Source organism: Petralouisia muris, from assembly GCF_004793545.1.
Lineage (GTDB): Bacteria > Bacillota > Clostridia > Lachnospirales > Lachnospiraceae > Petralouisia > Petralouisia muris.
Window position 1 is genome coordinate 1 of record NZ_SRYA01000063.1, and the last position, 25684, is coordinate 25684.

Genomic DNA, 25684 nt, shown 5'->3' on the forward strand with positions numbered 1-25684 from the left:
TACAACAGAAAGTCCTGTGCGGCATTTTTTTATTAAAAAAGTTGTAAACTGGTGTTATAATATAATGAATATCTTAATATACAGCTGTATACTGTTTACTTTTTGCATATCATATACATAATTCATTTATGTATGAATACTTTTTGCAGGTTTTCTGCAAAAACTTTACTTTTCCCATTGCCAGAAACATTGCACCATTGATTTTTACGTGAATCAATGGTACAATATTTTCTGACGCTGCAATACCCAGACAGCCAAAACAGCCATGGATCACACTCCGGCAGTTAGGGTTTGACGGCGAACACTATTTTCGAACATAAGGAGGCTTTTTCATGGCAACATGGCAAATTGTATTGATTGTAATTACCGTTCTTTTGCTGGCAGCAACCATTGCGCTTTACATAATGGGTAAAAAATCACAAAAGAAAAAAGAAGAACAGGACGCACAGATTGCTGCAGCTTCGCAGACCATATCAATGCTGATTATTGATAAAAAGCGAATGAAACTAAAAGACGCCGGGCTTCCCCCCGCAGTATTAGAGCAAACCCCCAAAATGCTGAGAGGCTCCAAAATGCCTATTGTAAAGGCAAAAGTCGGACCAAAAATTATGACATTTATCTGTGAAGGGGAAATCTTCGATCGCATCCCCACCAAGAAGGAAGTCAAAGCTGTAGTCAGCGGTCTCTATATCACTTCCGTCAAAGGACTCAGAGGTTCTATTGAACCAGTTGCTAAAAAGAAGAAATTCTGGGACAGGTTCAAAAAAGAAGCTCAGAAATAAGAGCATACAAAACATGACAAAAATAAAGAGGCGGTTCCTGCCGGTGAATGCTAAGGAACCGCCAAAGCAGCAGATTCTAATCATACTGAAGCATTTCTTCCATGTTTTCATGAAGTCTCTGGAGATAATCTTTCATTTCTTCTCTTAACTCATCCGTTCTTAATGCAAACTCAATATTGGCCTGGATAAATCCTGCCTTTGTCCCCACATCATACCGGTGCCCCATGAAATCATAAGCATACATAGCCTGCTCTTTCGCCAGTCTCTTTAAGGCGTCGGTAAGCTGAATCTCACCGCCCCGACCTGCATCCTGGGTTTCCAGAAACCGGAAAATCTCTGGCGTAATAATATACCGCCCCAGGACAGCCACATTGGAAGGCGCCTCCTCCAGAGAAGGCTTTTCTACCATATCTGTAACCTTGTAAACCCGGTCATCCACCTGTTTTCCGGCAATGATTCCATACTTATCCACCACCTGGCGATCAACGGTCTGCACACCTAAAATAGAAGTCTGATATTCCCGGAATACATCCAGCATCTGCCCCAGGCAAGGCTGTTTCGCCACCACCACGTCATCTCCAAGCAACACTGCAAAGGGCTCATTTCCAATAAAATGCTGCGCCGCAAGGATGGCATGGCCCAATCCTCTCGGCTCCTTTTGCCGGATATAGTGAATATTCGCCATTTCTGAAATTTCTTTCACCATAGTAAGCATTTCCTGCTTCCCGCCTCGCTCCAGTTCCAGCTCCAATTCAATGGAACGGTCAAAATGGTCCTCTATGGAACGCTTATTGCGGCCGGTTACAATAATAATATCCTGAATTCCGGCTTCTACCGCTTCTTCAATAATATACTGAATAGTAGGTTTGTCCACGATAGGCAGCATTTCTTTCGGCTGCGCCTTGGTTGCCGGCAAAAATCTGGTTCCCAGCCCGGCCGCCGGTATAATCGCTTTTTTTACTTTCATGTACTTTCTCCTTTAAGAAAGCGTGAAATTTCCCGCCTCTTTTGATTTAATGTTCATGGTTATGGAACAATCCGCCAGATGCTCATAGTTCACTTCCAGATTGTACTTCACCTTCACGTCAATGTTGTCCTCTGTCTCCGCAATGTCCACGCTTTTTGCATCGATCCCAATCAAAAGGCTTCCAAAGGGGGTATTATAGTAAGAAACGTTTTTCCTGTTCTTCTCAAAAATCATGTGAACGTTTGAAACGCCTTTCTTAGTAATATCAAGGGATTCATCCGTAAGCTTGATGATATTTCTGGTATTTCCATCAAATCCTTCCATGACTTCATCGTACATAATATAATGCTTGCCATTTTTCTTATAGTAGTCGCCTGCCGTAATAACTTCTACCGGCTCCACATCTTCTTCATCTCTGGCTGCAAACTGCAGACCGCTGATTGATAACAGTACATCTTTTGTCATATGTCACTCCTCAATATGTATTAATTGTGCTTCTTTGATTTCACAGGGCAGAATGGAATTGGCAAAATTCTTGAATTTTTCCGCCGCATCGCTGACATAAAACTGATACTCGGCAAATAATTCTTTCTTTCCGTCATTGGCAATCTGATGTTCCTTCAGCAGACGTTTCAAACCCTGGGCCGTCTCATAGGCAGGATTCACCAGGTTCACCGTATCGCCCATAATGTCCCGAATCACAGACCGCAGCAGGGGATAATGGGTACATCCCAGAATCAATGTGTCAATGTCTGATTCCTGAAAGAATGCAAGATAGCGTCTTGCCACTTCTATGGTCACAGAATCCTTCAGCCAGCCTTCTTCCACCAGAGGAACAAACAGGGGACAGGCTTTTCCCAGAACTACCGCACCCGGATTATGCCTGTGAATCATCTCCGTATAAATCCGGCTGCCTACCGTCCCTTCCGTTCCGATCACGCCTATCCTTCCATTTCCAGTTGTTTCAGCGGCCACTTTTGCCCCTGGCTTTACCACGCCGATGATAGGCATTTTCATTTCGGGCCTGATTTCTTCTAATGCAAAAGCGCTTGCTGTATTGCAGGCCACTACAATTGCCTTGACTCCCATAGATTCCAGAAAATGAATAATCTGCCTGGAATAACGGATAATAGTTTCTTTTGATTTGCTCCCATAAGGAACCCGGGCCGTATCTCCGAAATAAATGATATTTTCCCTGGGAAGCTGACGCATAATTTCTCTTGCCACCGTCAGCCCTCCCACTCCGGAGTCAAACACTCCCACAGGAGCATATTTCTTATCTTCAAAGGATTCTTTCATCTTGATTATCTCCCTAAACAGGTCATACACATGTATATTACTCGTTTTAGGGTGAAAATGCAAGAGGAGGAGAAAATTTTCAGTTTTTTCCTGTATTCTATGTAAAGACATGCAGCCGCAAGGCATCCGGCCCCATGCCTTTTCTGCCGGGAAAGATTCAAACTGTCAATCCTTAAGCTTTTCCTTCATCCAATCCAGCAGTGCAAATTTCACTTCATAATCCTTATTTTCCATCAAACTTTGATATTCCTCCTTCGTTAATGCACGCTCCAGGGATTTCTCCGCTTCTTCATCCACCACCTCATATACACTGTTAAAAAAACAGAGGTTAGGATACATGACGCACCACCAGTTATGGCCTTTTCCCGCTCCAATCACAACCTCCAGCGCTTCATAGGTTCCAGCCGGGAAGGTGTAGTTCCCATATGTCTTTTGGGGAAAATCCACAACGGCAAGATCTGCTTTCACAGAATACGCAAACCCCTCTGCAGCAATGACCTGCCTTGCCGTCTCTTCAATTTCAGGCAGACTGTCCTTTATAATCTGACGGCTCTTTTCAATATCAGTAACGCCAAAAAGCATGGGCTGCATACACGCCCCTATGGCGTCCCGGACCTTTAGCTTCAGTTCCTGATCCACCTCCCCGTCACTGTTTGCCCGGATATGGAACCGTATGATTTTCCCTGCGATCTCTTCTGTCATAACATGGCTTTTATATTGACGGCATCCCAACAGGACAATTGCAAGAACTGCCAGGATCATTCCCGTATGTATTGTTTTCTTCATAATTTTTCCCTTTCTGGACATTCCCCTGAGGGGATATTTTTCTGCCGGCTAAAAAGAGTATTGCCGGAAATTTCCATTTTATACAATTTGGGAAAAATCATTTTGTCGCCTTGTAAAATAAGGGTGGATGGAATATAATAAACACATGGAGGGCTTTCACTATGAAGAAATTCGATACAGATTACAAACTCCTGAAAGACATGTATCAGGACGGATATTTCCCGGATTTTCTGGTGGACAAAATCAGAGACCTGGTACAGAATGTGATTGCATTTCTGGAAACCGGAGAACGGGATCTGGAAAAAATACAGGAGAAATTCGATTGCATGACGTTGGCCATCAACGATCTGCAGGAAGAATTCGAAGAAAATGACAGCGAACTGGAAACCGCCGCACGGGAAAGCATCGGTGAAACGGTTGCATATATTCTGCAATGGTTTGAAATTGACATTGGCCCGGAGGACGCAATTAGAGAGAGGGATTGGTAACGCTACCCTCTCTTTTTTACAGCCAAAAGAAACCGATGAATCCGCCCTTCTATCACGCCCTCCCGCTCTAATATTTCCTGCGCCCGGTAAAGATTTTCCAGACATTCTTTCACCTGAAAGCCGGGAAATTCCCACTCTATAATACGGGCAAACCAGACAAGGGCGCCTACATCCCAGAACTTAATCGGCCGAAATGCTTCCTCTGCTTCCAGCACACAGAAACCTCTTGTTTCAAAAGCCGATTTCGCTATCCTCAAATACTGATCCGGAAAAGGAAGTTTTGGCGCTTCCTTCAATAATAACTCCACAAGCTCCCGGTCATTTTCAGCGCCTACCTGCTCCGTAACAAAGATCCCGCCAGGCTTTATGACACGGCTGATTTCTTCCGGATTAAAATCCCCGTGGCGGTTTATGATCATATCAAAACTCCCGCTGTCAAAAGGCAGCCTGCCGCCGCTGTCTGCCTGACGGAAATCAATTCCCAGAGGCAGCAATTTTTCCCGGCACAATGCAACATTGGGCGGATAATTCTCTGTTGCAGCCAGGCTCTCACAGGGATGGCCCAGAGACAGCAAAAACTCACCGCCTCCGGTATCAAGATCCAACAGTTGCATATCCGGCTTTAAATACCGCCCTACCGTCTCTCTGTAGTTCCACGGCAAATCCCGTTCCTCGTCGTATTTTCCATTGATATGGGAAAAATCCCATCCGTGAATATGCGCCGCTTCTTCTTCCTGAAGCCAGATTTTTTTCAGAGCTTCTTTCTCCATAATTTATCGCTCCCTTATCTTTTTACTGGTTACAGTCTAGCACGGTTTCCGAAATTTGTCACGGACTTTAGAAACGCCGGGCTTACCGAAGGCGGCTCAGCCTTCCCATATCCATTTCATAAACTTCATCGCACAACAGTTCGATATCATCCTTGTTATGGCTTGCCAGAAGAATCAGCTTTCCCTGTTCTTTTAACTCTTCAAAAAAATTCCTCATATCCGACACGCTCCTTTTATCCAGGCCGTTCATGGGTTCATCCAGAATAAGAATTTCCTGATTTTCCATAGTGGCCTGGGCAATTGCAAGCCTCTGGCGCATTCCCAGAGAATAATGGCACACCGGCTTTCTTGAATTTGGATTTAAGCCCACCTTCGTCATTACAGTTTTCAGATATTTCCGATTGGGCTTATTGCAAATCCGATATAAACATTCCAGATTTTTAATCCCGCTGAAATTCCTGATATAACCGGGTTCCTCAATGATAATTCCTGCGCCTTTCAGAATATCAATATCCTTGTGCATCACCTGACCATTTATTTTGATTGCTCCTTTGTCCGTCCGGTAAAATCCGCAGATGCATTTAAATAAAACCGTTTTTCCTGAACCATTATATCCCACAATCCCATATATTTTTCCGCCGTTAAGTTCCAGTGAAACTTTGTCAAGCACAACAGAGTCTCCAAATTTTTTGCTGACATTGCACACTTCAATTTTCTGTCTGCCCATAATGACCTCCTTACATCTCATCTTCTTTTTGCCATTGAAACTCAATTTTTCCAACTCTCCAAATGATAATTCCGCACATGAGCGCAAGGCCGATGACAAGCGCAGCCAAGATATATGACATTGGGGGCATCAGAGAACTGCCATGAACTTTTACGCCTATATTCGCCGTCCGCAGCCAGCATGCCGGAAAAAACATGGCTGCTTTCTGAGACAGCAGAGGATGTATGTTTTCCACCAGATAAATTCCGGCTGTCATTACCACAGCCCCCACCACTGCCGCTGTCCTGCTCCAAACAATGCTGAACATAAACATAAAGAGCCCTAAAAAGGAAATGGTTAAAGTTCCTATCAGCATCGTATATCCCAGTAATTCCACCGGAGAATACTGCTGTAAGGAATCATAAGAAATATGAAACAGCAGACCGTAATACTGTTGTGCATTGGTCAATGCCAGAGTATGCAGCGCCTTTCCCCATTCTGTTCCCCACTGGCAGTTTTTACCCATCCAAAGGACACTGAACCCAAAGTTGACCGCCATTATCAGAAAAGATTGAAAAAAAATGGAAACCATATGTCCCGCAGCCCATTTTTTTCGCCCAATCCGTATGATCTGGTACATATTCGCATACTGCATAAATGGAACATTGGAAAAATAATAAATAATCTCCAGTAAAAACAGAAACAAAAAATAAATATTGGATAAAATAAAAGGAAATCCCCAAGGCGACAAGGGATACATGACAGCCTGGGAAAATCTGACTGCCGGTTTTACATACACATACATGACAAATCCCTGAATGAGCAGCAGGGAATAGGTTCTTACGCTCATTGTTTTCATAATCATTAATTGTCTGATATATCTTACCGTTTCCATCTGCTCACATCCTTTTTTGCATCTTTTGATACACTGCCGCAGTAACAGCTGTCAAAGTCAAAACTCCCGCTCCGCCTGCCCATAAAAACATTTTTACATCATCCGAAAAAAGATTGTTTCTTGCATCAAAGATGATACGAGGATCTAACAATGAATTTTTCCGGAATGTATTTGCTCCTAATTCCACAATGATCTGATAAAGCAGGGCAGGCATAGCCAGTACGAATAATTTATTGGAAATATATAGGGAAAGCCAGGAAGAAATCAGCGACAAACATCCGCCGAATATTCCCCATTGTATCCCATACAAAGCTACCCACAGAACATAATTTCCATTGTCCAAAACTTCTCGGTAACCGCAAAAGCTGATAAATGTCTCATAGGTCTGCGCATCAATCCAGGGCAAATGAAAAGAGATAATTACTGCAAACAGAAGGCATCCCAGTCCCATTGCCAGAACTGAGGACAGGAAAATAACCAGATTTTTCGATATAATATACTTCATAAGCCCTCCCCGGTTTACCGCATACCGGATATAATTGTTTTCCAGTTCTTCACTGTAAACAGAACCATAGGGCAGGGCGCAGAATACAAAGGACAGGATAAATCCTGCGCTGTATGTGGCAAGCAATAAGGTATAAATCACAGATTCCGCCAGTTCCTCCCAGCTTCCCACAGCAAAAAACAGCGTTAAGGCTACGCCCGCCACACTGAGATATGTTTCTTTCCTGGTCAGGAGACGGTACAGGTCTGTGAAAAAATAAAATGTTTTTCTTTTTTTCATATCAGATTGTTACTTCCTCTCCCGTTTCTGCATCTATACAGGTATACACGGAATATTCAAAATTTTCCCCTGTCTCGCTGTCAACTCCTTTTTCTGAAGTTTCAAAAAACCAGATGACTTTTACCTCATAGGTTCCGTCTGCAGCTTTTACCGGCATCTGATATAATTTGGCCCTTTTTACGGTATATTCCGCACCGGTTAAAATATTTCCGTATTTATCCGCTACTTTTTGCGCGATATCCCCAAAATCCTTCAGAGATACCCTTTCATCTTCTGTCTGGAACTGATATAATTTATATACATCCAGGCGTTCTAATCCGTCTCCGGAATAAACTGCCTGTATGGGTCTGTTTTCCAGACTGTCCGCCGGAAAATCCTGCTCGCCGTAGAATACCGGTATTCCATCCTGTATCTGTTCCATATAAAAATAATAACAGTCGTCATCGGCTGACCATTCGCTTTTCGTTCCAAGAACCTCTCCCGATTTGTCCAGCTGAACCTCTTCCTGCTGCATGGTTTGATAATCCAAAGCATAATAATCATAATGAAATCCGTCTGATTCATATCCAAACTGATTCAGTGACTTTTGAATTTCCTGAAAGCAATTTTCCGGTGACTGAAACGCCAATTCTGACTTTGAATATTTACCGGCCTCCTCCAGACGGAAGGCATTATGAATTTTTTCAAAAAACGGCGTGGCGTAAGTCAGCGTTGTATTGGCTGATACCATGCTTCCATCGCTGTATTTCGCATAATAGGAATCATAAATAACTCCATTCTCACCTTCTGTTTTATCTTTTGATTCTTCTTCCACAGTCCTGTTTTCTGCTGTTATACTGATAACCTGCTCCAAATCCGGAACCTGTTTTTCTGCTGTGCTTCTTTTTATCCCGGCCAGGTCAAGATTTTCTGGGATTTCTGGCTTTAATGCAAAATTTACGCCATTGATGGTTTCATTGAATTGTTCTGGTATATCTGCCGGTTCTGCTGTCTGTAAAGAATTCTTTTCAATTATCTCTGTCCCATCTGCTTCTGCTGAAACATTATTTTCTGCCGATTCAGCCATCTTGTCTTTTTGTCCGCATCCTGCAATGACCAGACTGCAAATCATAATAAAAATTATTTTACTTCCATTATTTTTCATATTAAATTGCACCTCACTTATTCCGCAAAAATCTTATATATTGACGAGCCAGACAATTTATCATGGGAGAAGAATGCATCTTCCCCCATAATAATTTCCGTTCTGCATTACGGACAATAATTCCCGGATACCGTAATTCTGTCGGTTGCTGCTCTCGCTTTCATATAATAATACAGGCCGCCTTCTGCTGTTTTGTTATATAAACGCTTCTGGGTGACTCCTGCATTACTGCTTGACAGATATGCCTCGCTTGTGTATATGTTACTGTTTTCTCTCTGACAGGATTTTACGTAAATTCCTACATTCGGTTTACTGAAGGTATGTCCTGTAAAGTAAGCATAATTATCCCCGTCTGCCGTTTTAATTTCCCTTTTCGACAACGGGTCCTGTGTTCCGCTTCCTCCAACCGTTACGTTAAATGGAATCGTTCCTGCAAAAGCAGTGGTTCCTGTAGTTGCCAGACTTACTGCCGCCAGCAATGCACCATTGTTCTCTTTACAGTTTGTTTTTTCATAATACTTATTCTCCTTTATTGTATTGCAGTTACCGGTATTCCCTGCATTGTCAATATACCATACCCCTTTTCCTTTATGCCCAGATTGACCGCCAATTACTGATTTACTGTCCATATGTTTTATTATTGCAAAAAAGACCCCGTCCATATCAATCATTGAATCGTTTACGATATGGACGGAGTCTTTTCTCAGATCCCGCGTTATTCTTTTTTCAGTCTGCTCCCCCTTTTCATCCCTTCCTTTCAGTCAGCGCTCTTGCAGCATTCTAATTTTTTCTGTCAAAGGGCAGCATAATATTTACGATAAATTCATAGTTGTCATTGATACACTCCATCGTGCCGGCATACCGTTTCACAGCATCTTCCACACTCCGAAGCCCCCAGCCATGTAATGCCGCATTCTCTTTTGTGGTAGCCGGAAAAGCCGTAAACTTCCTGTTCTGAACACATGGATTAATCACCCGGACAAACAGAAAAAAATTAGCCCTGCGCATGGTCAGTTTAATTATTCTGTTATTTTCCAGTTTTTCCACTGCTTCAATTGCATTGTCCAGAAGGTTTGACAGAATGGTACACAGATCATTGGGCAAAATTGTACTGTTTTCTGGAAATTCCACATTGATATCCGGAACAATATTTAATTCCTTCATTTCCTGAATCTTGCTGCTGAGCACAGCGTCAACCACATCTGTGCCTGTCCATTGCTTTTTCGATAAAACCAGAATAGGTTCTGCAATTTCTTTTATGTATCTTTGGGCCTCCTCTACTTTTTCCTCCTGCAAAAGCTGATACAGAAGATTTAAATGATTGTTTAAATCGTGGTACAGTTTAGCATTGGTTCTGTAAATTTCATTTAAAGAATTATAGTTTTGGTTTAATAAGCCATGCCGCATTTCAAGAAAACTCACTTTATGTTCCTCTTCCTTCTGCATCACGGCAAAATAACTGATAAATATCATAGACGCCAGGAAACACACCACAAAAAACCACAAAGCAGGCATGGAATTATCAATCATTTTCAATGCCTGCTGCGACAAAAATATAAATCCGATAAAGCCTCCCAGAGACAATGCAGTAATCAGATAAGCCGCCTTCAGTTCCACAGACAATCTCTTTAAATATTTTTTCAGAAACAGGTAAAGCGCTGCCCACAAACCATTTACAATCGTGATTACAATTGCACGCACCGGGCCAAAACTGCTTAAAATCTGATCCAGTGTCTGTGAACCGTCAAAAAAATCTGATACTGCTATCAGAATAAAAAAATCAAAAAAATTCATGCATGTGAAATAAAAACTAGTGACAGAAAAAGCGGTGATATAATTTACCTGGTAAACTCTCCATACAGACACACTCAGATATATTTCAATTAAGATAAGTGTAAAATAAGAAAACAGCACAAACTGATTACAGAATAAAACCACGACTGTACCGACAATGGCCAGTCTGATGTCCATTCTTCTGTCACCGTATCTTCTTTTATCCAAAAAAATATCCGAAAAAACCAGATAGGCAATAAAGCACTCTATAAAAGTGGACAGAAATTCCGTCATTCCGTAAACCAGCATCATATTCTTTCTCCCCAAAATTCACTGACTTTCTTTTTCAGTTGTTCCAGTCTTGCATGACTTGCAAACAGGCGGATGCCATTTTCCAGTTCCACACAACCGTCTATAATTTTCATAATATATGGAATATTTACAATATTTCCCCGATCAATAAAGACAAAATCATCCGAACTCAATTCCTTTAACACAGCGCTCAGGCTTTTCCTCACCCTGGTCGCGCTGCCGTCTGTCAGATTTATCACTGAATTTTTACCATCCCGTTCTATATATAATATTTTCCGGTATGGTATTTTTTCCATTCTGGTGGGTGTACTGATACAATATACCTGATTGGATCTGGACTCAATCATTTTCACTGCATCCAACAGGGCATGGCTGAACCTGGAATCCATGTTGTTTTTGGGAACATACCGGAAAATTGACAGTTCATACGCATCTATCGCATATTTCATATGAGATGTAATAAATATGATCAGCACTTCCGGCAGATATTTCTTAATATATTCCGCCAACTGCATACCGTCAATATAAGGCATTTCAATATCGCTTAACACCAAATCAAAATATTTTCCTTCCTCAATATCAAATTGTAACAGCCTGCTCTGGGAATACCCCGTCACTTCCGCGTAAATGCCGTATTCTTTCAACAACGCGTTTACCCGTTCTTTTAATACGGCCAATGACCGTTCTTCATCATCGCATACCGCAATATAAATCATAGATACCTCCCCTGAATGTTCTTAACCGCAGCTGTTCGGGCACCCCGCACCAAACCGCCGCCTTTTCTCTCATTATACCAAAAAATCCGTATTTCTCAATCCTCAAATGCATAAAAAATACCTCTCGGAACATCGTGGAAAAATATCTCCTGTTGGCTTATGACAAGTTCGTATAAATCTTCTGTCACCGCACATTTATAATGAAAGATCCCATTTTCCCGTTCTGAGATTTTCTTCATGATATCTGATATCACCTCGTCAATTTTCATTGTCTGCCGGGGCGAAGCCGGCCATTTTTTAATCATACTCCGTACCTGGGTTTTATTCAGCCTGATCTTTTTTGAAACATAGAACTTTTTGGGAAACATCAATTCCCTGGACGTTTCCAACTCCCCCAGTATTTTATTAAACAGTTCTCCTGCCTCCTCATAATCAAATCCCATTTCCAGATAAGCCTGAATATGTAGTATGGCTGTTTTTAAATATTCTTTATTCCCCAATTTCTTATAATACCAGTATAACTGCGATACAGCGTCATAAAATGTCTGCTTCACTGAAATATTTCTGTACTGCAGGCTGCCGGCTGCAAGCTTAATTACGTCCACATATCTGCGCGTTTCTCTATTCTCCATGCCATGGCTCTCCTTTTCCCTGACGATTGTACAAAGGAGATGCCAAAGCAATGATGCTATGTCATCCCCTTTCTTCTCACCTTAATTCTTTGGGCAGTTCAGGCTGATAACATCCTCCGCTGGAAGCGCAGCCTGCCCCCAAGCGGGCGCATAATTCAATCAACTTTACAATGAATCCCATTGTCTACTCACTCCTTCCTTTGCATTTTCAATATTTGCAATCAGCATCAATACTGCTGCAAAACATGTGGTAAGGCTTGCTATATAAAACAACCTATGAGTATAAACATACAGCCTGTCTGCCGCAGCAATCTGCAATAGGGTAATCACGGACGCTATTTTTCCATTTTTTATCATCTTCTCCTGGTTCAGCGGGTGATTTTTATGAAGCAATGGCGCATGAATCATAATATAGGCGCCTGCAAATACGAGAATGCAATAAATAATACTCCCATAGTTCACCCTCACCAGAATGCCTGTCATTAACTCTATGGATAAAAACGCCCCTGCTGTTACCAGAAAACAGTTCCTGTATGTTCCCGCATGATAGCCTCCGGAAAAAATACGTAGCGTAAAGAACCATACCAGGAACACCGCTCCTTCCCAGAAAGACGCAAATACCAAAGACATACACAAAATAAATATAAGCTCTGCCAAGGTTGATATAAAAAGTTCTATGCCATATATATAAACATCCTGACTGTACTTCGCAGTCTCTGTCCGTTTCAGCAATTTTCCCGCTAATTCTGACGAAATTTTATGTAACATCCTCAGCCTCCCTTCCCACATGTATTGTAACATTTTATGAAAAAGAAATGCACCGTATGTCCGTCAATGACTGTATTTTTGTCCCCGAATTCCACATGTTTTCTAAAACCGCTGAAGCTGCAGACTTTATTGTCTCTATTCTCCACAGCAGCCTGCTTATGCAGGAAAAGGCTGCACGAATTATTACTCCGGCGGCTAAATATCGCAGCAGATGAAGATTTGAGCAAGTAAGACGCTGTGATATTTAACCGCCGGAGAATAACACCCCCTACTCCCAATTCAGCATAGCAATCTCCACCTGAAACACATGCTGCGCCTCCTGGTTATAGGCATCCGGATAATTCCGGTACATCTGGTACAGGCTGCAGTTTTTGCTGCCCAGGGAAATAAAACTGTTTGTCACATCAATTCCATACTCCTGCTGCAGCCGTCCTGCCGTTTCAGCCAGATCCGCCGTAAGCTGTTTTTCTATCTTTTTCTCCAGCTGATACTGTTCGGAGACAGAACTGACCTGTCCGGTTTTCAGACGGCCTTTTCCTGTGATTCTGACTGTCACAACGGGCAGTGTCCCTTCGAGTGTGATCGTCTTTTTGGCCTGGATATCTGAGATTTCCACCACCAGGTTTTCTGCCGGCTCACAGGTGAATTTCTTCAGAAGATTCTGGCAGAGAAAGGATTTCATGGCGTCCTCCACGGTAAGAATTCCCTGATAATTAAAATTGGAAACCGCCCCATATCCGGTAATAACCGGCCGATTTCCCTCTTCCGTCAGCACTGGAATCAAAAGAAGTTCATCCTGATTGTGCCACTGGTTCATCAGATTTCCCACAGTGGCAATTTTATTCTGTTTAAAGTCCTTCTGGCTTTCCAACATTTCCTCCAGATACGTTCCCATGGAGCCTTCTGTTTCTTCTGTAAGGCTTAAAATCTCCGCCGCCGATCCGCTGCCAATCAGCAGGCTGGTATTTCTTGCAGAGGCCTCCCGCTGCTCCCAGGCTGAGAGAATCCCCCGAAGCTGCACCGTATCTGAGAAAACATTTTCCCCCAGCACCACCGCTTTCATATGGTTGTAATCCAGTACCCGGTTGGTATTATTTTCATAAGATTTTTCCACATGATACATGTCCGCACCCTCTAACGACAGGCCCATGGCAGTGTCCACGGTCTTTCCCTTTTCCGAAATCTGGGCAAGATCCGGAAAATCATAGCTTACCACCAGATCCGGCGTTTTTCCCGCCTCCCTGCGGAATACATCTTCTTCAGAAGCTTCCCTGGCGATGACTTCATAATCCTCCTCCTGCAAATCAATTCCCACAGCCAGGGGAAAACTGCGTTGTTCCAGTTCTGTGGAAGCGCAGCCTGACGCATGGAGCATTCCGATAGTCAGAAGCAATGCCGCTCTGTACTTTTTCACGGATTTAATGTTCCTCACTCTCTTCTTTCTCCTTCCTTATTCCCAACCGCCGCCTGGTATAGTGCGCCAGAAGCAGAATCAGCAAAATCCCTATCATTCCCGGCAGTACAATCCATTTCTGGTAAATCTCATATATTTCCATCAAAAATGTATTGCCGAAAAATCCCAATCCAATGATAAACGCCAGCGCCAGCGAAATCCACATACTGTAACGGTTTCCCGATTCCTGAAAAAGCTCCTTCAGGATCAGCGTGCTTTGAAACGCCCCGGTATGCATCAGTGCAAACAACGCCAGAAACCACACGGAGGTCATAATCACATCCTGTCTGGTAAAAAATCCCCCTGGCAGATTGATCATGCTCATCAATGTAATCACCGGCCGCTTCAGCACGCCCAGGGTATTTCTTCCAAAAACCCCCAGAAGGATCAGATAAATCAAACCGTTCAAAGCCGTAACATATAGCAGAGCGCTCAGGCCGCAGCCAGCAAGCTTCTCTGATTTCTGGCAGAAAGGCTTCAGAAACAAAATCGCCGTCAGCGGCAGCAAAAAAATCCAGTAAGCTGTACTTCCGTAGAGGAACTCCCCACCCTTAGAATACATCAAGGGAGCCCAGTAATCTGTCTGAACCTCCCGCAAGGCAAGAAACAGCATAACCAGCAAGGGAATTCCCAGAAACCAGAAAATGATCTCATAAACTCTGGCCCTTCCTTCGATTCCCCGCACCGTTCCGTAAGCCGCCAAAAGCAACAGTAAAATGCTGACCCAAAAATAAGAACCTTCCGGCAGCAGCCAGGTCAGCACAAGGGTTGTAGTCTGATAAAGAACAAACCCGCAAAGTGTGACGAAATACAGGTAATAAAACACCATAAAGGCGTCTCCTGCAATCTGCCCCGCCGTATCCTTCATATAATGGTAATAATCTCCTTCTGCATTCTGAAGATTTTTCTGCATCAGCCACAACAGAAGCCAGCCGCCTGCCATCCCCAATATCAGGCAGAAAATTCCGTCTGCCCCTGTCAGAGAAGACAAGATTCCAGGAAGCGTCAGGCTGCTTAATCCGAAGATATCCAGAATCAGAAGCCGCCTTACCTGCCGTAATGATATTTTCCAATTATCCGCAAACATACTTTTTGAACCTCCTCCTTATTTCCCCTTTCCCTGCTGTCGGAATTTCAATCTGGTACGCGTTCCTTCTTTGGTATAAATGGGCCGTTTTTTCAGAAATTCCAAGGGAAGGCGCAGAAACGTGTCCCGCTCATCCTGATATCCATTCAAATCTGCTCCCACAAAAGGCGCCAGATAAGGAATACCGAAGCTTTCCATATGCGACAAATGGATCAGAATTCCCAGCGTTCCCACCAGAAAACCAAAAAACCCCAGATATCCGCAAAGAAGAATAAACAAAAATTTCAAAATGCGGAAAGCGGTGGCAAATTCTTCATTGGGCACCGCAAAGGAACACAAGGCAGTCAGAGCCACCACAATCACCACAATGGGGCTGACAATGTTTGCATCCACGGCTGCCTGTCCAATAATCAGGCCGCCCACAATTCCAATGGTGTTCCCATTTGCTCCCGGAAGCCTTACGCCGGCTTCCCGCAGCAGTTCAAAGGCCACTTCCATCAGAATAATTTCCACCACTGCCGGAAAAGGCACTCCCTGCCTTGCAGCAGCCAGAGAAAGCAGCAGATCCGTAGGCAGAATCTGGGTATGGAAATTCGTCATGGCAAGATACAGCCCTGGAAAGGTCATGGCAAGAAAGGACGCCAGATACCGGAGCATTCTTGTAAAAGACGCAATTTCCCAGCGGCTGTAATAGTCGTCACTGGTCTGAATAAAGGTATTGTAAGTAGCCGGAAGAATCAAAGCCACCGGAGAATTATCTGACAGCAGCACGATTCTTCCCTCCAAAATAGCCATGGCCGCCCGATCCGGCCGCTGGGTGGTCTGAAACTGAGGAAAAGGAGAATAAGTTCTCTTTTCCGTAAGCTGCTCAATAATTCCGCTGTCTAAGGCGCCGTCAATCTCAAATTCTCCCAGACGTTTCTCCACCTCTTCCAACATCCCCGGATAAATCAGGTCTTTCATATAAACCAGATCTACATTGGTGTGCGTCCGCTTTCCGGTAAAGCTCTCTTTTACCTTCACATGAGGGCTGCGGAGACGCTTCCGGATTAATGCCGTATTCAATTTGATGGATTCGGAAAAGCCTTCATTGGAGCCTCGGATCACCTTCTCCGATTCTGTTTCATACACCCCTCTGCCCGGATAGCCTTTATCGGGAATCTTAAGGGCCCTGTCATATCCCTCCAGAAAAAAGAGCACATCTCCGGTAAGCATTCCCTGAGCAGCGTCCTCTATGGTGGCAAAGGGCTGGGAATCGGATATATCCTCTACATTCTGCTCCACATAAGCCACCAGCTTTTCCTCTGGCAGCTCCCGCAGCGTCTGTAAGATTTTGCCCACTGCCGAATCCTTCCATTCCGTACTGCTGACTGCCACCTCAATATAAGCAATGTAACATTCCTTCTCTAATTTCTGCCCTACTTTTACTTTTCTTTTCTTTATGTCTGCACAATCAGAAAACAGCTCTTCAAACTGGCTGATATTTTCCTGCAAATCCGAAGTAATTTGAACCGCCATCCTTTTCTCCCTTTCCATAATAAACGGAATTTTCAGATATCTCCGCAAAAAAAAGATAAGCAATTTCTGCCTATCCTTTTCTTACGTTTATTATTATCTTTTCCCGAATTTTCCTTTTTATTCCTGCTGCTGAATAATATTTTTCACTCAGTCTTCTGAGGTTCCCCATGCGCTTACCGTCTCATTCCTGTTCCTGAATAATATTCTTCACTACGATCTCCTGATTTTCCACATGATGGCTTACAATCTCCACAACCGCTTCCTTATTCTTGCGCTTCAGCCCGTCATATATCCCCTGATGCTCCTCAATCAGCCTTGGATAAATGCTCTCATTTTTCAGATACTCCACCCGGTAACGATACATCTGCTCCCGCAGATTATTCAGCATATTTACCAGCTTCGGATTATCCGCCGCCTGATAAATGGCGTCATGAAATTCCACATCAGCCTGGGCAATCTGTTTCACATCTCCGCTTCTGGTGCTCTCTTCAAAATTCTTCAGCGCCACCTGAAGCTGTTTCAGCTCTTCTTCTGTCATATTATCACAGGCCAGCCCTACTGCCAGCTCGTCCAAAGCCTTACGAATCTGCAGAACATCCTCCATATCCTTTTCTGTCATTTTGGCAACCTCCGCCCCTTTTCTGGGCATTGTCACCGCAAGGCCCTCCAATTCCAGCATACGGATTGCCTCACGGATAGGGGTACGGCTTACCCCCAGCTTCGATGCCAGCTGCAGTTCCATCAGACGTTCTCCCGGTTTGAGTTCTCCCTTTAAAATTGCTTCCCGCAGAGTATGGAACACCACATCCCGCAGGGGAAGATATGCATTTGTATTCAATTCCAGCTTGTCCGTCATGTTCTACCTCTCTTTTTATTGTTCATACTCGTTTTCCTGCATTATTATAAATGTCTGTCAAATATACCTGCTTTGCCAAATCTCCTCTGCGAAGCTTCTGATACGCCTTTTCTGCCAGCTTGTCCTCTGCAAACAATCCGAACACCGTGGGGCCGCTTCCGCTCATCATGGCATTTAACGCTCCGCCCTTTATCATTTCTTCCTTAATCTGTGCAATCACTGGATAATTGGGTATGGTTACATTCTCCAGCACATTTCCCATACAGGCCGCCGCTCCCTCCAGATTCCCGTCATGAAGAGCCTCTATCAGGCTGTCAATATCCGGGCGCCGAGTGGCGTCATCCAGTTTCAGATTCTCATACACAAACTTCGTGGATACGCTGACAGACGGCTTTGCAATTAATACTTTGCACCTGGGCATGGGCGGCAGTGCAGAAAGCTGCTCGCCGATGCCTTCCGCCAACGCCGTCCCCCGCATAATACAATAGGGCACATCCGCTCCAATCCTCACCCCCCGCCGCATCAGCTCCTCTCTGGAGAGCCCCAGGCGAAACATCCGGTTCATTCCAAATAATACTGCCGCAGCATCAGAGCTGCCGCCTGCCATTCCAGCCGCCACAGGAATAAATTTCTGCAAATCAATAAATACGCCGCTTCTGATCCCAAATTCATCTATCAGAAGCTGGGCCGCCTGATACACCAGATTATTCTCATTCTCAGGAAGATAATACAAATTGGTCTTGACCCGAATTCCAGGCTTTCTGGTTTTTCTCAGGACAATTCTGTCATAGAGCCCTATGGTCTGCATAATCATCCGCACTTCGTGGTAACCATCCTCTCTGCGCCTTAACACATCCAGTCCCAGGTTGATTTTTGCAAGGGCTTTTAACTTTAATTCCATCATTTCATCTCTCCTGTATTTTGTATACACTCTTTCTTATAGTTAAACACTTTTTACAAAAAAAGTCAACATTCCAGGAACATTTTGACATATTTTGCTATGTGTTGTCTTGCAGAGAAATTTGCTTCCTGTTATACTGATTCTGAAATGTCAGCTTTTTTACTTTATTTGAGGAAGGGAATGATTAATTTGTTTCACAATTTTTTATCGAAATCCAAACAGACAGCAGCCGTTCTCTCTGATTCTGGAAAAAGTTCCCGCCCCGTGGGAGAACATGAACAGATCCTTTCAGAAATCAGCGGCATGATGGAAACCCTTGGCTTTGACACAGAGCATCTTCTCTGGATTGCCAAACAGAATAAGGAGGCATTTTCCACCCTGGTAAACCATAATCAGATGATTGCCAATTCCTCTGCTGAAAATCTGGAACAGGCAGCCTATGTAGAAGAGAAAATTCAGCAGGTCAACGATAACAGCGAAACCATGAATGAACATATCCGTCTGGTGGAAGAAAAAGCTGATGCGGTTTTAAGCAATATTACAGGGAAAAAGGATACTATCAAAGAAACCTATCACATGCTCCATGATCTTACAGATACTCTGCGGATTACGCAGGAAACCAATCTGAAATTACTGGAATCTTCCCAGAATATCCATAAGATCGTGGAATATATCAAGAATATTTCCGAAGAGACCACTCTGCTGGCGCTGAACGCCTCCATCACTGCCGCACATGCGGGAGAGGCAGGCAAGGCATTTGCTATTGTAGCAGGAGAAGTTGGAAAGCTTTCGGATGAGACAGATTCTTTTATCAATGAAATCGAAGATATTGTAAAAGAATTGGAAGAAAACATTCACAGCAGCCATGAATCCACCAGGCATTCTGAGGAATCCATTGAAAAGCTCAGCGGGTTTGTGGAAAGCACTGTTAATATCCTTACCGGAACCCACGAATCTCTTACGGACATTAAGAAAAATATGGGGAACCTTACTGCCGTTTCCCAGACAAATGTAGCAGTGTCCTCTGATGTAACAGAGGCTTTGGAGCTGCTTGCAAACACCATTTCCATCGCTGCCGGCCAGTCCCAGGATTCCATTGAAATGATTGCCCAGCACCAGAAGAAAACCGATACGCTGTTTTCCTGCTGTGACAGCATCAGTTCCATGTGCGAGAAGCTTCAGTACAGCATGTGCGCCGTCAGGGGGAACGATGACATCGTAATCGGCATCAATCCATTTACTTCTCCCAGCGATATCAAGAATATGTACCAGCCGGTACTGGCCCGCATTTTCGATTCCCTGGGGATGAAAGTTAAGATTATTATTGTAAAAGATTACAACTCCCTGGGCGAACAGCTCCAAACGGGAACCATAGACGGCGGCTGGTTCTCCCCGTTTGCCTATATTACAGCGGCAGAAATGACTCCCCTGATTCCGGTAGCCACCCCGCTGATTAATGGCAGGGATTACTACAATGGATACATTATTACCAGAAATGACTCGGGAATCGAGACCTTGCAGGATCTGCCCGGCAGAACGTTTGCCTATGTGGACAAGAACAGCGCTTCCGGCTATCTGTATGCAAAGCACAGCATGAAAGAAGCCGGCCTTGATCCGGAATCAATATTTTTGAATGTCACCTTTGCCGGCAGCCATGACCAGGTAATCCAGGGCGTCATAGGCGGCGAATTTGACGCCGGCGCCACTTATAATGAAGCCTATGAGAAAATGCAGAATGCCGGAACCGACATGTCAGGCATTCACATTATTTCCGCCACCGGCAATATCCAGAAGGACGCCATTGCTTTTAGCCGGAATATGGATGCGGAACGTATTTCACTTATAAAGAACGCCTTTTTGAACTTCAGCGATTTCTCCGGCATTACCACTCCGGTAACCGGCTTTGTGGAGGCCAAAGACAGCAATTACGATTTGATCCGCCAGGTACAGAATGCAAAATAAACATTTTAATAACAGAATTTCCTGATGATATCAAAGGTAAAATACCAGAAAAGTGTTAATTATTTCCTTTATCTTCCGATATAATTGATAGGAGTAACGATGGAACCAGGTTACGGACAACCAAATTAATTTTTGCCAAGGAGGGACAATACTATGAGCGTAAACAGTGTAAATAATGTAAATACCAGTACTGCAGCTTATAACAGTACGTCTGTTCAGCAGAATACACAGACTGCTGACAAAACAGACACTTCTAAGAACACTACGAATAACAAAGGCGTTGTATATGAGAAAGGTACATCCTCTAGCGCTTCTTCCACCAAGGGCATCTATTCCAAAGATGAAATTGTAGCTCGTCTGAAGAAAGATGCAGAAGCCAGAACTTCCCAGATGAGAAGCCTGGTAGAGAAGATGATGACCAGCCAGGGTAAGAAAATCGGCCAGGCTGACGATATGTGGAAATTCCTTGCCAGCGGTAAATTTACCGTAAGCGCCGACGTAAAAGCACAGGCACAGGCCGATATCGCTGACGATGGATACTGGGGAGTAGAACAGACCTCCGACCGTATCCTTGAATTTGCTAAGGCTCTCACTGGCGGAGACGCTTCCAAAGCAGAAGAAATGCGTGCTGCATTTGAGAAGGGCTTTAAAGCTGCTACCGGCGCATGGGGTTCCAAATTGCCGGATATTTCCCAGAGAACTTACAAGGCCGTTATGGACAAATTCGATGACTGGGCAGGCGTAAATAAAACAGAAACCGAGACTGAATCATAAAGGGATAAACTCATAAAAACTCAAAGGAGAGAAGCCGGAAGTTTCCGGTTTCTCTCCTTTTCTATCCATGATAGCCATTCTGCCTGTATGCCTGAAGAATTCATAAAATCTTTACATACTCTGTTTTATGAGTATGATATAATAAATCTCATATGTTTCAATCATCAATTCAACACAAAAGGAAGAAACTTCTATGGCGATTATGTTACTTAAAGCTAAGGTTGTGAATCTTAAAGAGACACAACCTTAGCTTATCTAACAATCATTTATTATCTGTTATTTAATTTTTGGCAAATTTTGTTTTAAATACATACCACAATGCACCCGTGATGCATACCGAAGAATAACCGCCGCAGATAATGCCTGCCATTAACGGAAGGGCAAATTCCCGAATGGAGCTGACGCCCAGAATAAACAGCACAAACACCATAATAAAGGTGGTCAGTGAAGTATTGATACTTCTGGACAAGGTCTGGGTAATGCTTCGGTTCGCTATTTCCATCAGAGCCTCCGGATCTTTCTTTTTGCTTCCTCCCAGATTCTCACGGATTCGGTCAAAGATAACGATGGTGGCATTAATCGAGTAACCCACAATGGTCAGCATACATGCAATAAAGGTATTTCCCACGGAAATCCTTACCACTGCATAGAATGCCAGCACCACCAATACGTCATGCAAAAGGGCGATTACCGCACTGCCTGCAAAGCGGATATCTTTAAACCGGAACCAGATATAAATCAACATACAGATGGTTGCTATAACCACTGCCCAGATTGCGTCTGATTTCATCTCATTACTTACTGTGGAACTGATATTCTCAGCAATAATTCCGTCTTCGCTGACATCAAACTTCTCAATCAGCGCCTGGTTTAAAGCTTCACGTTCTGCCAGTTCCAGAGAACGGGTTTTAATTACCACCTGATTGGTTCCCTCAATTTTCTGGGTCTGGACATTAGGATCCCCGGTAACCTCTTCCACAACCGGAACAATATTCTCGTCAATTTCATTGATGGTATAATCCTCATGAAAGGTCACTGTGGTGGAAGTTCCTCCTACAAAATCCAGGCTGTAATTCAGAATATTTCCATCCTTGGAATGATTAATACCCATTCCAACAAAGCCAGCCAGAACCAGCAGCCCTGAGATTGCAAAACATATCATGCGTTTTCCCAGGAAATTAACGGTCTTGCGCTCTGTGGATGAACCGTAATATTTGGCATCCTGTACACCCAACGCATAGAAGCATTTCATCAGCCAGCGGGTCACTACCAATGCGGTAAACATAGATAACACAATACCGATTCCCAAGGTGTAAGCAAAGCCTTTCACAGAACCGGAACCTCTCATTCCCAACACAACCGCTGCAATCAATGTGGTGATATTGCCGTCCACAATAGCAGAAAGGGCTTTCTCATAACCAAGCTTAATGGCCGTATTTACGGTCTTGCCTGCACCGATTTCCTCCCGGATACGTGCAAAAATAATGACATTGGCATCCACCGCCATACCGATGGACAGGATAATACCTGCAATACCAGGCAAAGTCAGCGTAATATCAAAAATCCACAGCGCCCAAACGGTCAGTGCAGAATAAAGCACAAGGGCAAGGCTGGCGGTAAATCCCGGCGCCCGGTACATAACAATCATAAACAGCATAACCAAAAGCAAACCGATAAGAGCCGCTTTCAAGCTGGTGGAAATCGCTTCCTCTCCCAACTGCGCTCCCACTACCTTGGAATGAAGTTCTTCTAATTCCAGGGACAGGGACCCGATACGGATGATAGAGGCCAGCTCCTCTGCAGCTTCAAAGCTCTCCATATGGGTAATCTGGGCTTTTCCCCCGGTGATAGCTTCATCTACCCCTGGTTCGCTGATGGTCTCTCCGTCGTATACAATCGGCATAGTTTTTCCAACATTATCGGCCGTTGCCTTGGCAAATTTTTCCGCTCCTTCGTCGGTCAGTGTCAAATCCACCACATACTGGCGATTTCCCATATTATCTGTGTAAGTGCCGCCCTGGGCGTTCTGGATATCAGTTCCTGAAACAAGTGTTTCCCCGGCTTCATTCTGGAATTCCAAAGAACCCGGCTTGCCCAACTCTTCCAGTATAGCGTTTGCATCGGAAACGCCTGGAATTTCAATATTAATTCTGTCATTTCCTTCCTGATATACCGTAGATTCCGTACTGTACACTTCTACACGCTTCTGCAGCTTGTACACGGTATCTTTCATATCCTCTGCAGAGGGATTTTCATCCACTGCTCTGTAGGTGATGCTGACGCCGCCTGCAAGGTCAAGTCCCAGCTTAATGTTCCGGTTCTCTCCTACACCAACCGTTGAGATAATGGTTCCCGCATACCAGGTCATACCCACCATGATTGCCAGAATCAGAGCCAAAATCCCTGTAGCTTTACTTTTCTTCATGATTCTTTCCTCTCTTACTTTATTCTCCTGCCTTTTGGACATGCTCTGCTGCCCAAAGCCGGCACATTTTCTGCTGCTTGGCCCGGCAGTCAGCCTTCTGTCTCCCCCGCCAATGCAGCTTTTATCATAATGGCGCATTCAATTCGCTTTTTCTGAAGCTCACAGCCGATTTCATAGGTATCTGTTATGCTTCCATGAAAATGATGGGAATTGGCCGCACAGCCGCCGCTGCAATAAAATTTTGCAAAGCATTTCCTGCAGTTTTCTTTGGCATATACATTACAATGCTTAAATTCCTTCTGCAGTTCCTTGTTTTTCACTCCCTCTAACACATTTCCCATCAAAAATTCTTCATTTCCCACAAACTGATGGCAGGGATATAAATCTCCCCAGGGAGTGACAGCCAGATATTCGGTTCCGGAACCGCAGCCGGAAAGCCGCTTTGCCACACAGGGGCCTCCCTCCAAATCTATCATAAAATGAAAGAAATTAAAATCGCGCCCTTCTTTGTGACGGCGGACCATCTCGGCCGCAAGCCTGTCATATTCTTCAAACAGCTGGGGCAGATCTTCTCTGCGCAATGCATACTCTTCTGTGGGAGGCGCTACCACAGGCTCCACAGAAATCTGCTGAAATCCCAAATCCGCCAGATGCAGCACATCCTGAGAAAAATCCAGGTTGTTGTGGGTAAAGGTTCCCCGCACATAATACTTTTCCTGATTCCTGCTTTCTGCAAACTTCTGAAACTTAGGAACAATCAAATCATAACTGCCCGCGCCTTTCCGAAAGGGGCGCATCCTGTCATTGACTTCTTTTCTTCCATCAATACTTAATACCACATTTGCCATTTCCCGATTGGCAAATTCCATAATTTCATCATTCAGCAATACGCCGTTTGTAGTCAGGGTAAACCGGAAATTCTTATTGTGAAGCTTCTCCTGTTCCCGTCCGTACGCAACCAGCTCTTTTACCACTTCGAAATTCATCAGCGGCTCTCCGCCAAAGAAATCAACTTCCAGATTCCGCCGGTTTCCGGATTCTGCAATGAGAAAATCCAATGCCGCTTTCCCCACTTCCAAAGACATCATGGCTCTTCTTCCATGGTACTCCCCTTCTTCGGCAAAGCAGTAACGGCAGGCCAGATTACAGTCATGGGCAATGTGAAGGCACAATGCTTTTACCACCGTGGGCCTGTCCTTAAACTGCTCCATGTAATTTTCATACTCATCACTGGTGAAAAGCTGCTGTTTCTCTGCCAGAGTTTTAACCTCTTCGCAGCTTTCCTCAATGTCCTGTTGGGGATACTTCTGTTTCAGACGGGAGACAATTTCTTCTTTTGAAGTCTCTTTCTCAAACAGGGGAATCACATCATAAGTCACATCATCCACAATATGTATGGCTCCGCTGTTCACATCCAGAACGATATTGTATCCGTTATTTTTATACTGGTGAACCAATGCCGGTTTCCTCACTTTCCATCCTTTTGTGTGCTTCCAAACCTTCCTCATGCATAACGCACAAATGACCGCTCGTTTGATGCGAACGGTCCGGCTTCATTCTTATGTCCAGTCCGGAAGGAAACTTCCTGTTCCGGAAATTATTTGTTCTCACAGCTCTGGTTTCCTACCGTGCAGCTTGTCTTGCATGCAGATTGGCAGGAAGTTTGGCATTCTCCGCAGCCGCCTTTTTTCACTGTGTTCTGTAATCTTTTTGTATTTAATGTCTTTACATGTTTCATTTGAATTACTTCCTTTCTGTTTTCGCTAAGGCAAAGTATATCACAATTTTGCTTAAAAGAAAAGCATTATTTCAAAAATTCCACAGTTGCCCGGGTTTTTAACAGTTCCATAATGCAAAAAGTATCTGCAGGTCTTATAAAACCTGTA

General features: G+C 44.0%; 27 protein-coding genes. 4 read left to right on the top strand and 23 right to left on the bottom strand.

Annotated features, from left to right (window positions below; all coding sequences use genetic code 11):
• The first annotated feature begins 332 nt into the window (after positions 1-332).
• Positions 333-782, top strand: coding sequence for a hypothetical protein (locus E5329_RS21870; RefSeq protein ID WP_135991448.1), 450 nt, complete (start codon positions 333-335; stop codon positions 780-782).
• A 76-nt stretch (positions 783-858) separates the two neighbouring features.
• On the opposite strand, the gene galU is transcribed toward E5329_RS21870, so the two are convergent.
• The 4 genes from galU to spoIIR all read right to left on the bottom strand — a co-directional run bounded on the left by galU (position 859) and on the right by spoIIR (position 3834).
• Positions 859-1749, bottom strand: a complete 891-nt coding sequence (galU, locus tag E5329_RS21875) for a UTP--glucose-1-phosphate uridylyltransferase GalU (RefSeq protein WP_135991449.1) — start codon at positions 1747-1749, stop codon at positions 859-861.
• A gap of 12 nt (positions 1750-1761) precedes the next feature.
• Entirely contained in the window at positions 1762-2214 is a 453-nt protein-coding gene (locus E5329_RS21880) for a DUF1934 domain-containing protein (RefSeq protein WP_135991450.1), read from the bottom strand.
• 3 nt (positions 2215-2217) lie between these two features.
• Positions 2218-3048: a glutamate racemase gene (gene murI, locus E5329_RS21885; protein WP_135991451.1), complete on the bottom strand. Its 831-nt coding sequence runs from the start codon at positions 3046-3048 to the stop codon at positions 2218-2220.
• Positions 3049-3213: 165 nt separating this feature from the next.
• Positions 3214-3834 carry a stage II sporulation protein R gene (gene spoIIR, locus E5329_RS21890; RefSeq protein ID WP_135991452.1) on the bottom strand — a complete coding sequence of 207 codons (621 nt, stop codon included), beginning with the start codon at positions 3832-3834 and terminating at the stop codon, positions 3214-3216.
• Positions 3835-3995: 161 nt separating this feature from the next.
• Between spoIIR and E5329_RS21895 the strand changes: the two genes are divergently transcribed.
• Positions 3996-4322, top strand: coding sequence for a DUF5713 family protein (locus tag E5329_RS21895; protein WP_135991453.1), 327 nt, complete (start codon positions 3996-3998; stop codon positions 4320-4322).
• Positions 4323-4324: 2 nt separating this feature from the next.
• Here the strand turns inward: E5329_RS21895 and E5329_RS21900 are convergent, their stop codons facing one another.
• From E5329_RS21900 to ispE, 16 genes are all read right to left on the bottom strand, one after another.
• Positions 4325-5092: a class I SAM-dependent methyltransferase gene (locus E5329_RS21900; protein ID WP_135991454.1), complete on the bottom strand. Its 768-nt coding sequence runs from the start codon at positions 5090-5092 to the stop codon at positions 4325-4327.
• Between the two features lie 82 nt (positions 5093-5174).
• Positions 5175-5819 (bottom strand): ABC transporter ATP-binding protein, encoded by a 645-nt coding sequence (locus E5329_RS21905; RefSeq protein ID WP_135991455.1) that lies wholly within the window; start codon positions 5817-5819, stop codon positions 5175-5177.
• 10 nt (positions 5820-5829) lie between these two features.
• Complete coding sequence (locus E5329_RS21910; RefSeq protein WP_135991456.1) at positions 5830-6693, bottom strand: hypothetical protein; 864 nt, start codon at positions 6691-6693, stop codon at positions 5830-5832.
• A 4-nt stretch (positions 6694-6697) separates the two neighbouring features.
• Positions 6698-7477 carry a hypothetical protein gene (locus E5329_RS21915; protein WP_135991457.1) on the bottom strand — a complete coding sequence of 260 codons (780 nt, stop codon included), beginning with the start codon at positions 7475-7477 and terminating at the stop codon, positions 6698-6700.
• Between the two features lies 1 nt (position 7478).
• Positions 7479-8621 (bottom strand): hypothetical protein, encoded by a 1143-nt coding sequence (locus tag E5329_RS21920; protein WP_135991458.1) that lies wholly within the window; start codon positions 8619-8621, stop codon positions 7479-7481.
• Between the two features lie 107 nt (positions 8622-8728).
• On the bottom strand, positions 8729-9250 hold the full coding sequence (locus E5329_RS21925) for a hypothetical protein (protein WP_135991459.1): 522 nt from the start codon (positions 9248-9250) through the stop codon (positions 8729-8731).
• 151 nt (positions 9251-9401) lie between these two features.
• Positions 9402-10706 carry a sensor histidine kinase gene (locus tag E5329_RS21930; RefSeq protein ID WP_135991460.1) on the bottom strand — a complete coding sequence of 435 codons (1305 nt, stop codon included), beginning with the start codon at positions 10704-10706 and terminating at the stop codon, positions 9402-9404.
• Positions 10703-11422 (bottom strand): LytR/AlgR family response regulator transcription factor, encoded by a 720-nt coding sequence (locus tag E5329_RS21935; RefSeq protein ID WP_135991461.1) that lies wholly within the window; start codon positions 11420-11422, stop codon positions 10703-10705. Before E5329_RS21935 ends, E5329_RS21930 begins: the two co-directional genes overlap by 4 nt.
• A 95-nt stretch (positions 11423-11517) precedes the next feature.
• Positions 11518-12054 (bottom strand): hypothetical protein, encoded by a 537-nt coding sequence (locus E5329_RS21940; RefSeq protein WP_135991462.1) that lies wholly within the window; start codon positions 12052-12054, stop codon positions 11518-11520.
• A gap of 76 nt (positions 12055-12130) precedes the next feature.
• Positions 12131-12235 carry a cyclic lactone autoinducer peptide gene (locus E5329_RS21945; RefSeq protein ID WP_135991463.1) on the bottom strand — a complete coding sequence of 35 codons (105 nt, stop codon included), beginning with the start codon at positions 12233-12235 and terminating at the stop codon, positions 12131-12133.
• Positions 12220-12822 (bottom strand): accessory gene regulator B family protein, encoded by a 603-nt coding sequence (locus tag E5329_RS21950; protein ID WP_168356722.1) that lies wholly within the window; start codon positions 12820-12822, stop codon positions 12220-12222. The genes E5329_RS21945 and E5329_RS21950 overlap by 16 nt, the downstream gene beginning before the upstream one ends.
• Positions 12823-13090: 268 nt before the next feature.
• A complete protein-coding gene (locus E5329_RS21955; protein ID WP_135991465.1) occupies positions 13091-14254 on the bottom strand; it encodes a Ger(x)C family spore germination protein in 1164 nt (387 codons plus the stop codon).
• A complete protein-coding gene (locus tag E5329_RS21960) occupies positions 14241-15362 on the bottom strand; it encodes a GerAB/ArcD/ProY family transporter (RefSeq protein WP_135991466.1) in 1122 nt (373 codons plus the stop codon). The genes E5329_RS21955 and E5329_RS21960 overlap by 14 nt, the downstream gene beginning before the upstream one ends.
• 18 nt (positions 15363-15380) lie before the next feature.
• Complete coding sequence (locus E5329_RS21965; protein ID WP_135991467.1) at positions 15381-16880, bottom strand: spore germination protein; 1500 nt, start codon at positions 16878-16880, stop codon at positions 15381-15383.
• Positions 16881-17061: 181 nt separating this feature from the next.
• The gene (locus E5329_RS21970; RefSeq protein WP_135991468.1) at positions 17062-17736 is read right to left on the bottom strand and encodes a GntR family transcriptional regulator; all 675 of its coding nucleotides are present in this window, start codon (positions 17734-17736) and stop codon (positions 17062-17064) included.
• A 22-nt stretch (positions 17737-17758) separates the two neighbouring features.
• Positions 17759-18640, bottom strand: a complete 882-nt coding sequence (gene ispE, locus E5329_RS21975) for a 4-(cytidine 5'-diphospho)-2-C-methyl-D-erythritol kinase (protein ID WP_135991469.1) — start codon at positions 18638-18640, stop codon at positions 17759-17761.
• Positions 18641-18817: 177 nt separating this feature from the next.
• Between ispE and phnD the strand changes: the two genes are divergently transcribed.
• Both phnD and E5329_RS21985 read left to right on the top strand, forming a co-directional pair.
• Positions 18818-20599 (top strand): phosphate/phosphite/phosphonate ABC transporter substrate-binding protein, encoded by a 1782-nt coding sequence (gene phnD / locus E5329_RS21980; RefSeq protein WP_168356723.1) that lies wholly within the window; start codon positions 18818-18820, stop codon positions 20597-20599.
• A gap of 153 nt (positions 20600-20752) precedes the next feature.
• Complete coding sequence (locus tag E5329_RS21985) at positions 20753-21373, top strand: hypothetical protein (protein WP_135991471.1); 621 nt, start codon at positions 20753-20755, stop codon at positions 21371-21373.
• 280 nt (positions 21374-21653) lie between these two features.
• Here E5329_RS21985 and secD read toward each other — a convergent pair whose 3' ends face one another.
• The 3 genes from secD to scfA form a co-directional block, all read right to left on the bottom strand.
• Positions 21654-23798 (bottom strand): protein translocase subunit SecD, encoded by a 2145-nt coding sequence (gene secD, locus E5329_RS21990; RefSeq protein WP_135991472.1) that lies wholly within the window; start codon positions 23796-23798, stop codon positions 21654-21656.
• 89 nt (positions 23799-23887) lie between these two features.
• Positions 23888-25255: a thioether cross-link-forming SCIFF peptide maturase gene (gene scfB / locus E5329_RS21995; protein ID WP_135991473.1), complete on the bottom strand. Its 1368-nt coding sequence runs from the start codon at positions 25253-25255 to the stop codon at positions 23888-23890.
• 140 nt (positions 25256-25395) lie between these two features.
• Complete coding sequence (gene scfA, locus E5329_RS22000; protein ID WP_016307221.1) at positions 25396-25536, bottom strand: six-cysteine ranthipeptide SCIFF; 141 nt, start codon at positions 25534-25536, stop codon at positions 25396-25398.
• Positions 25537-25684: the final 148 nt, after the last annotated feature.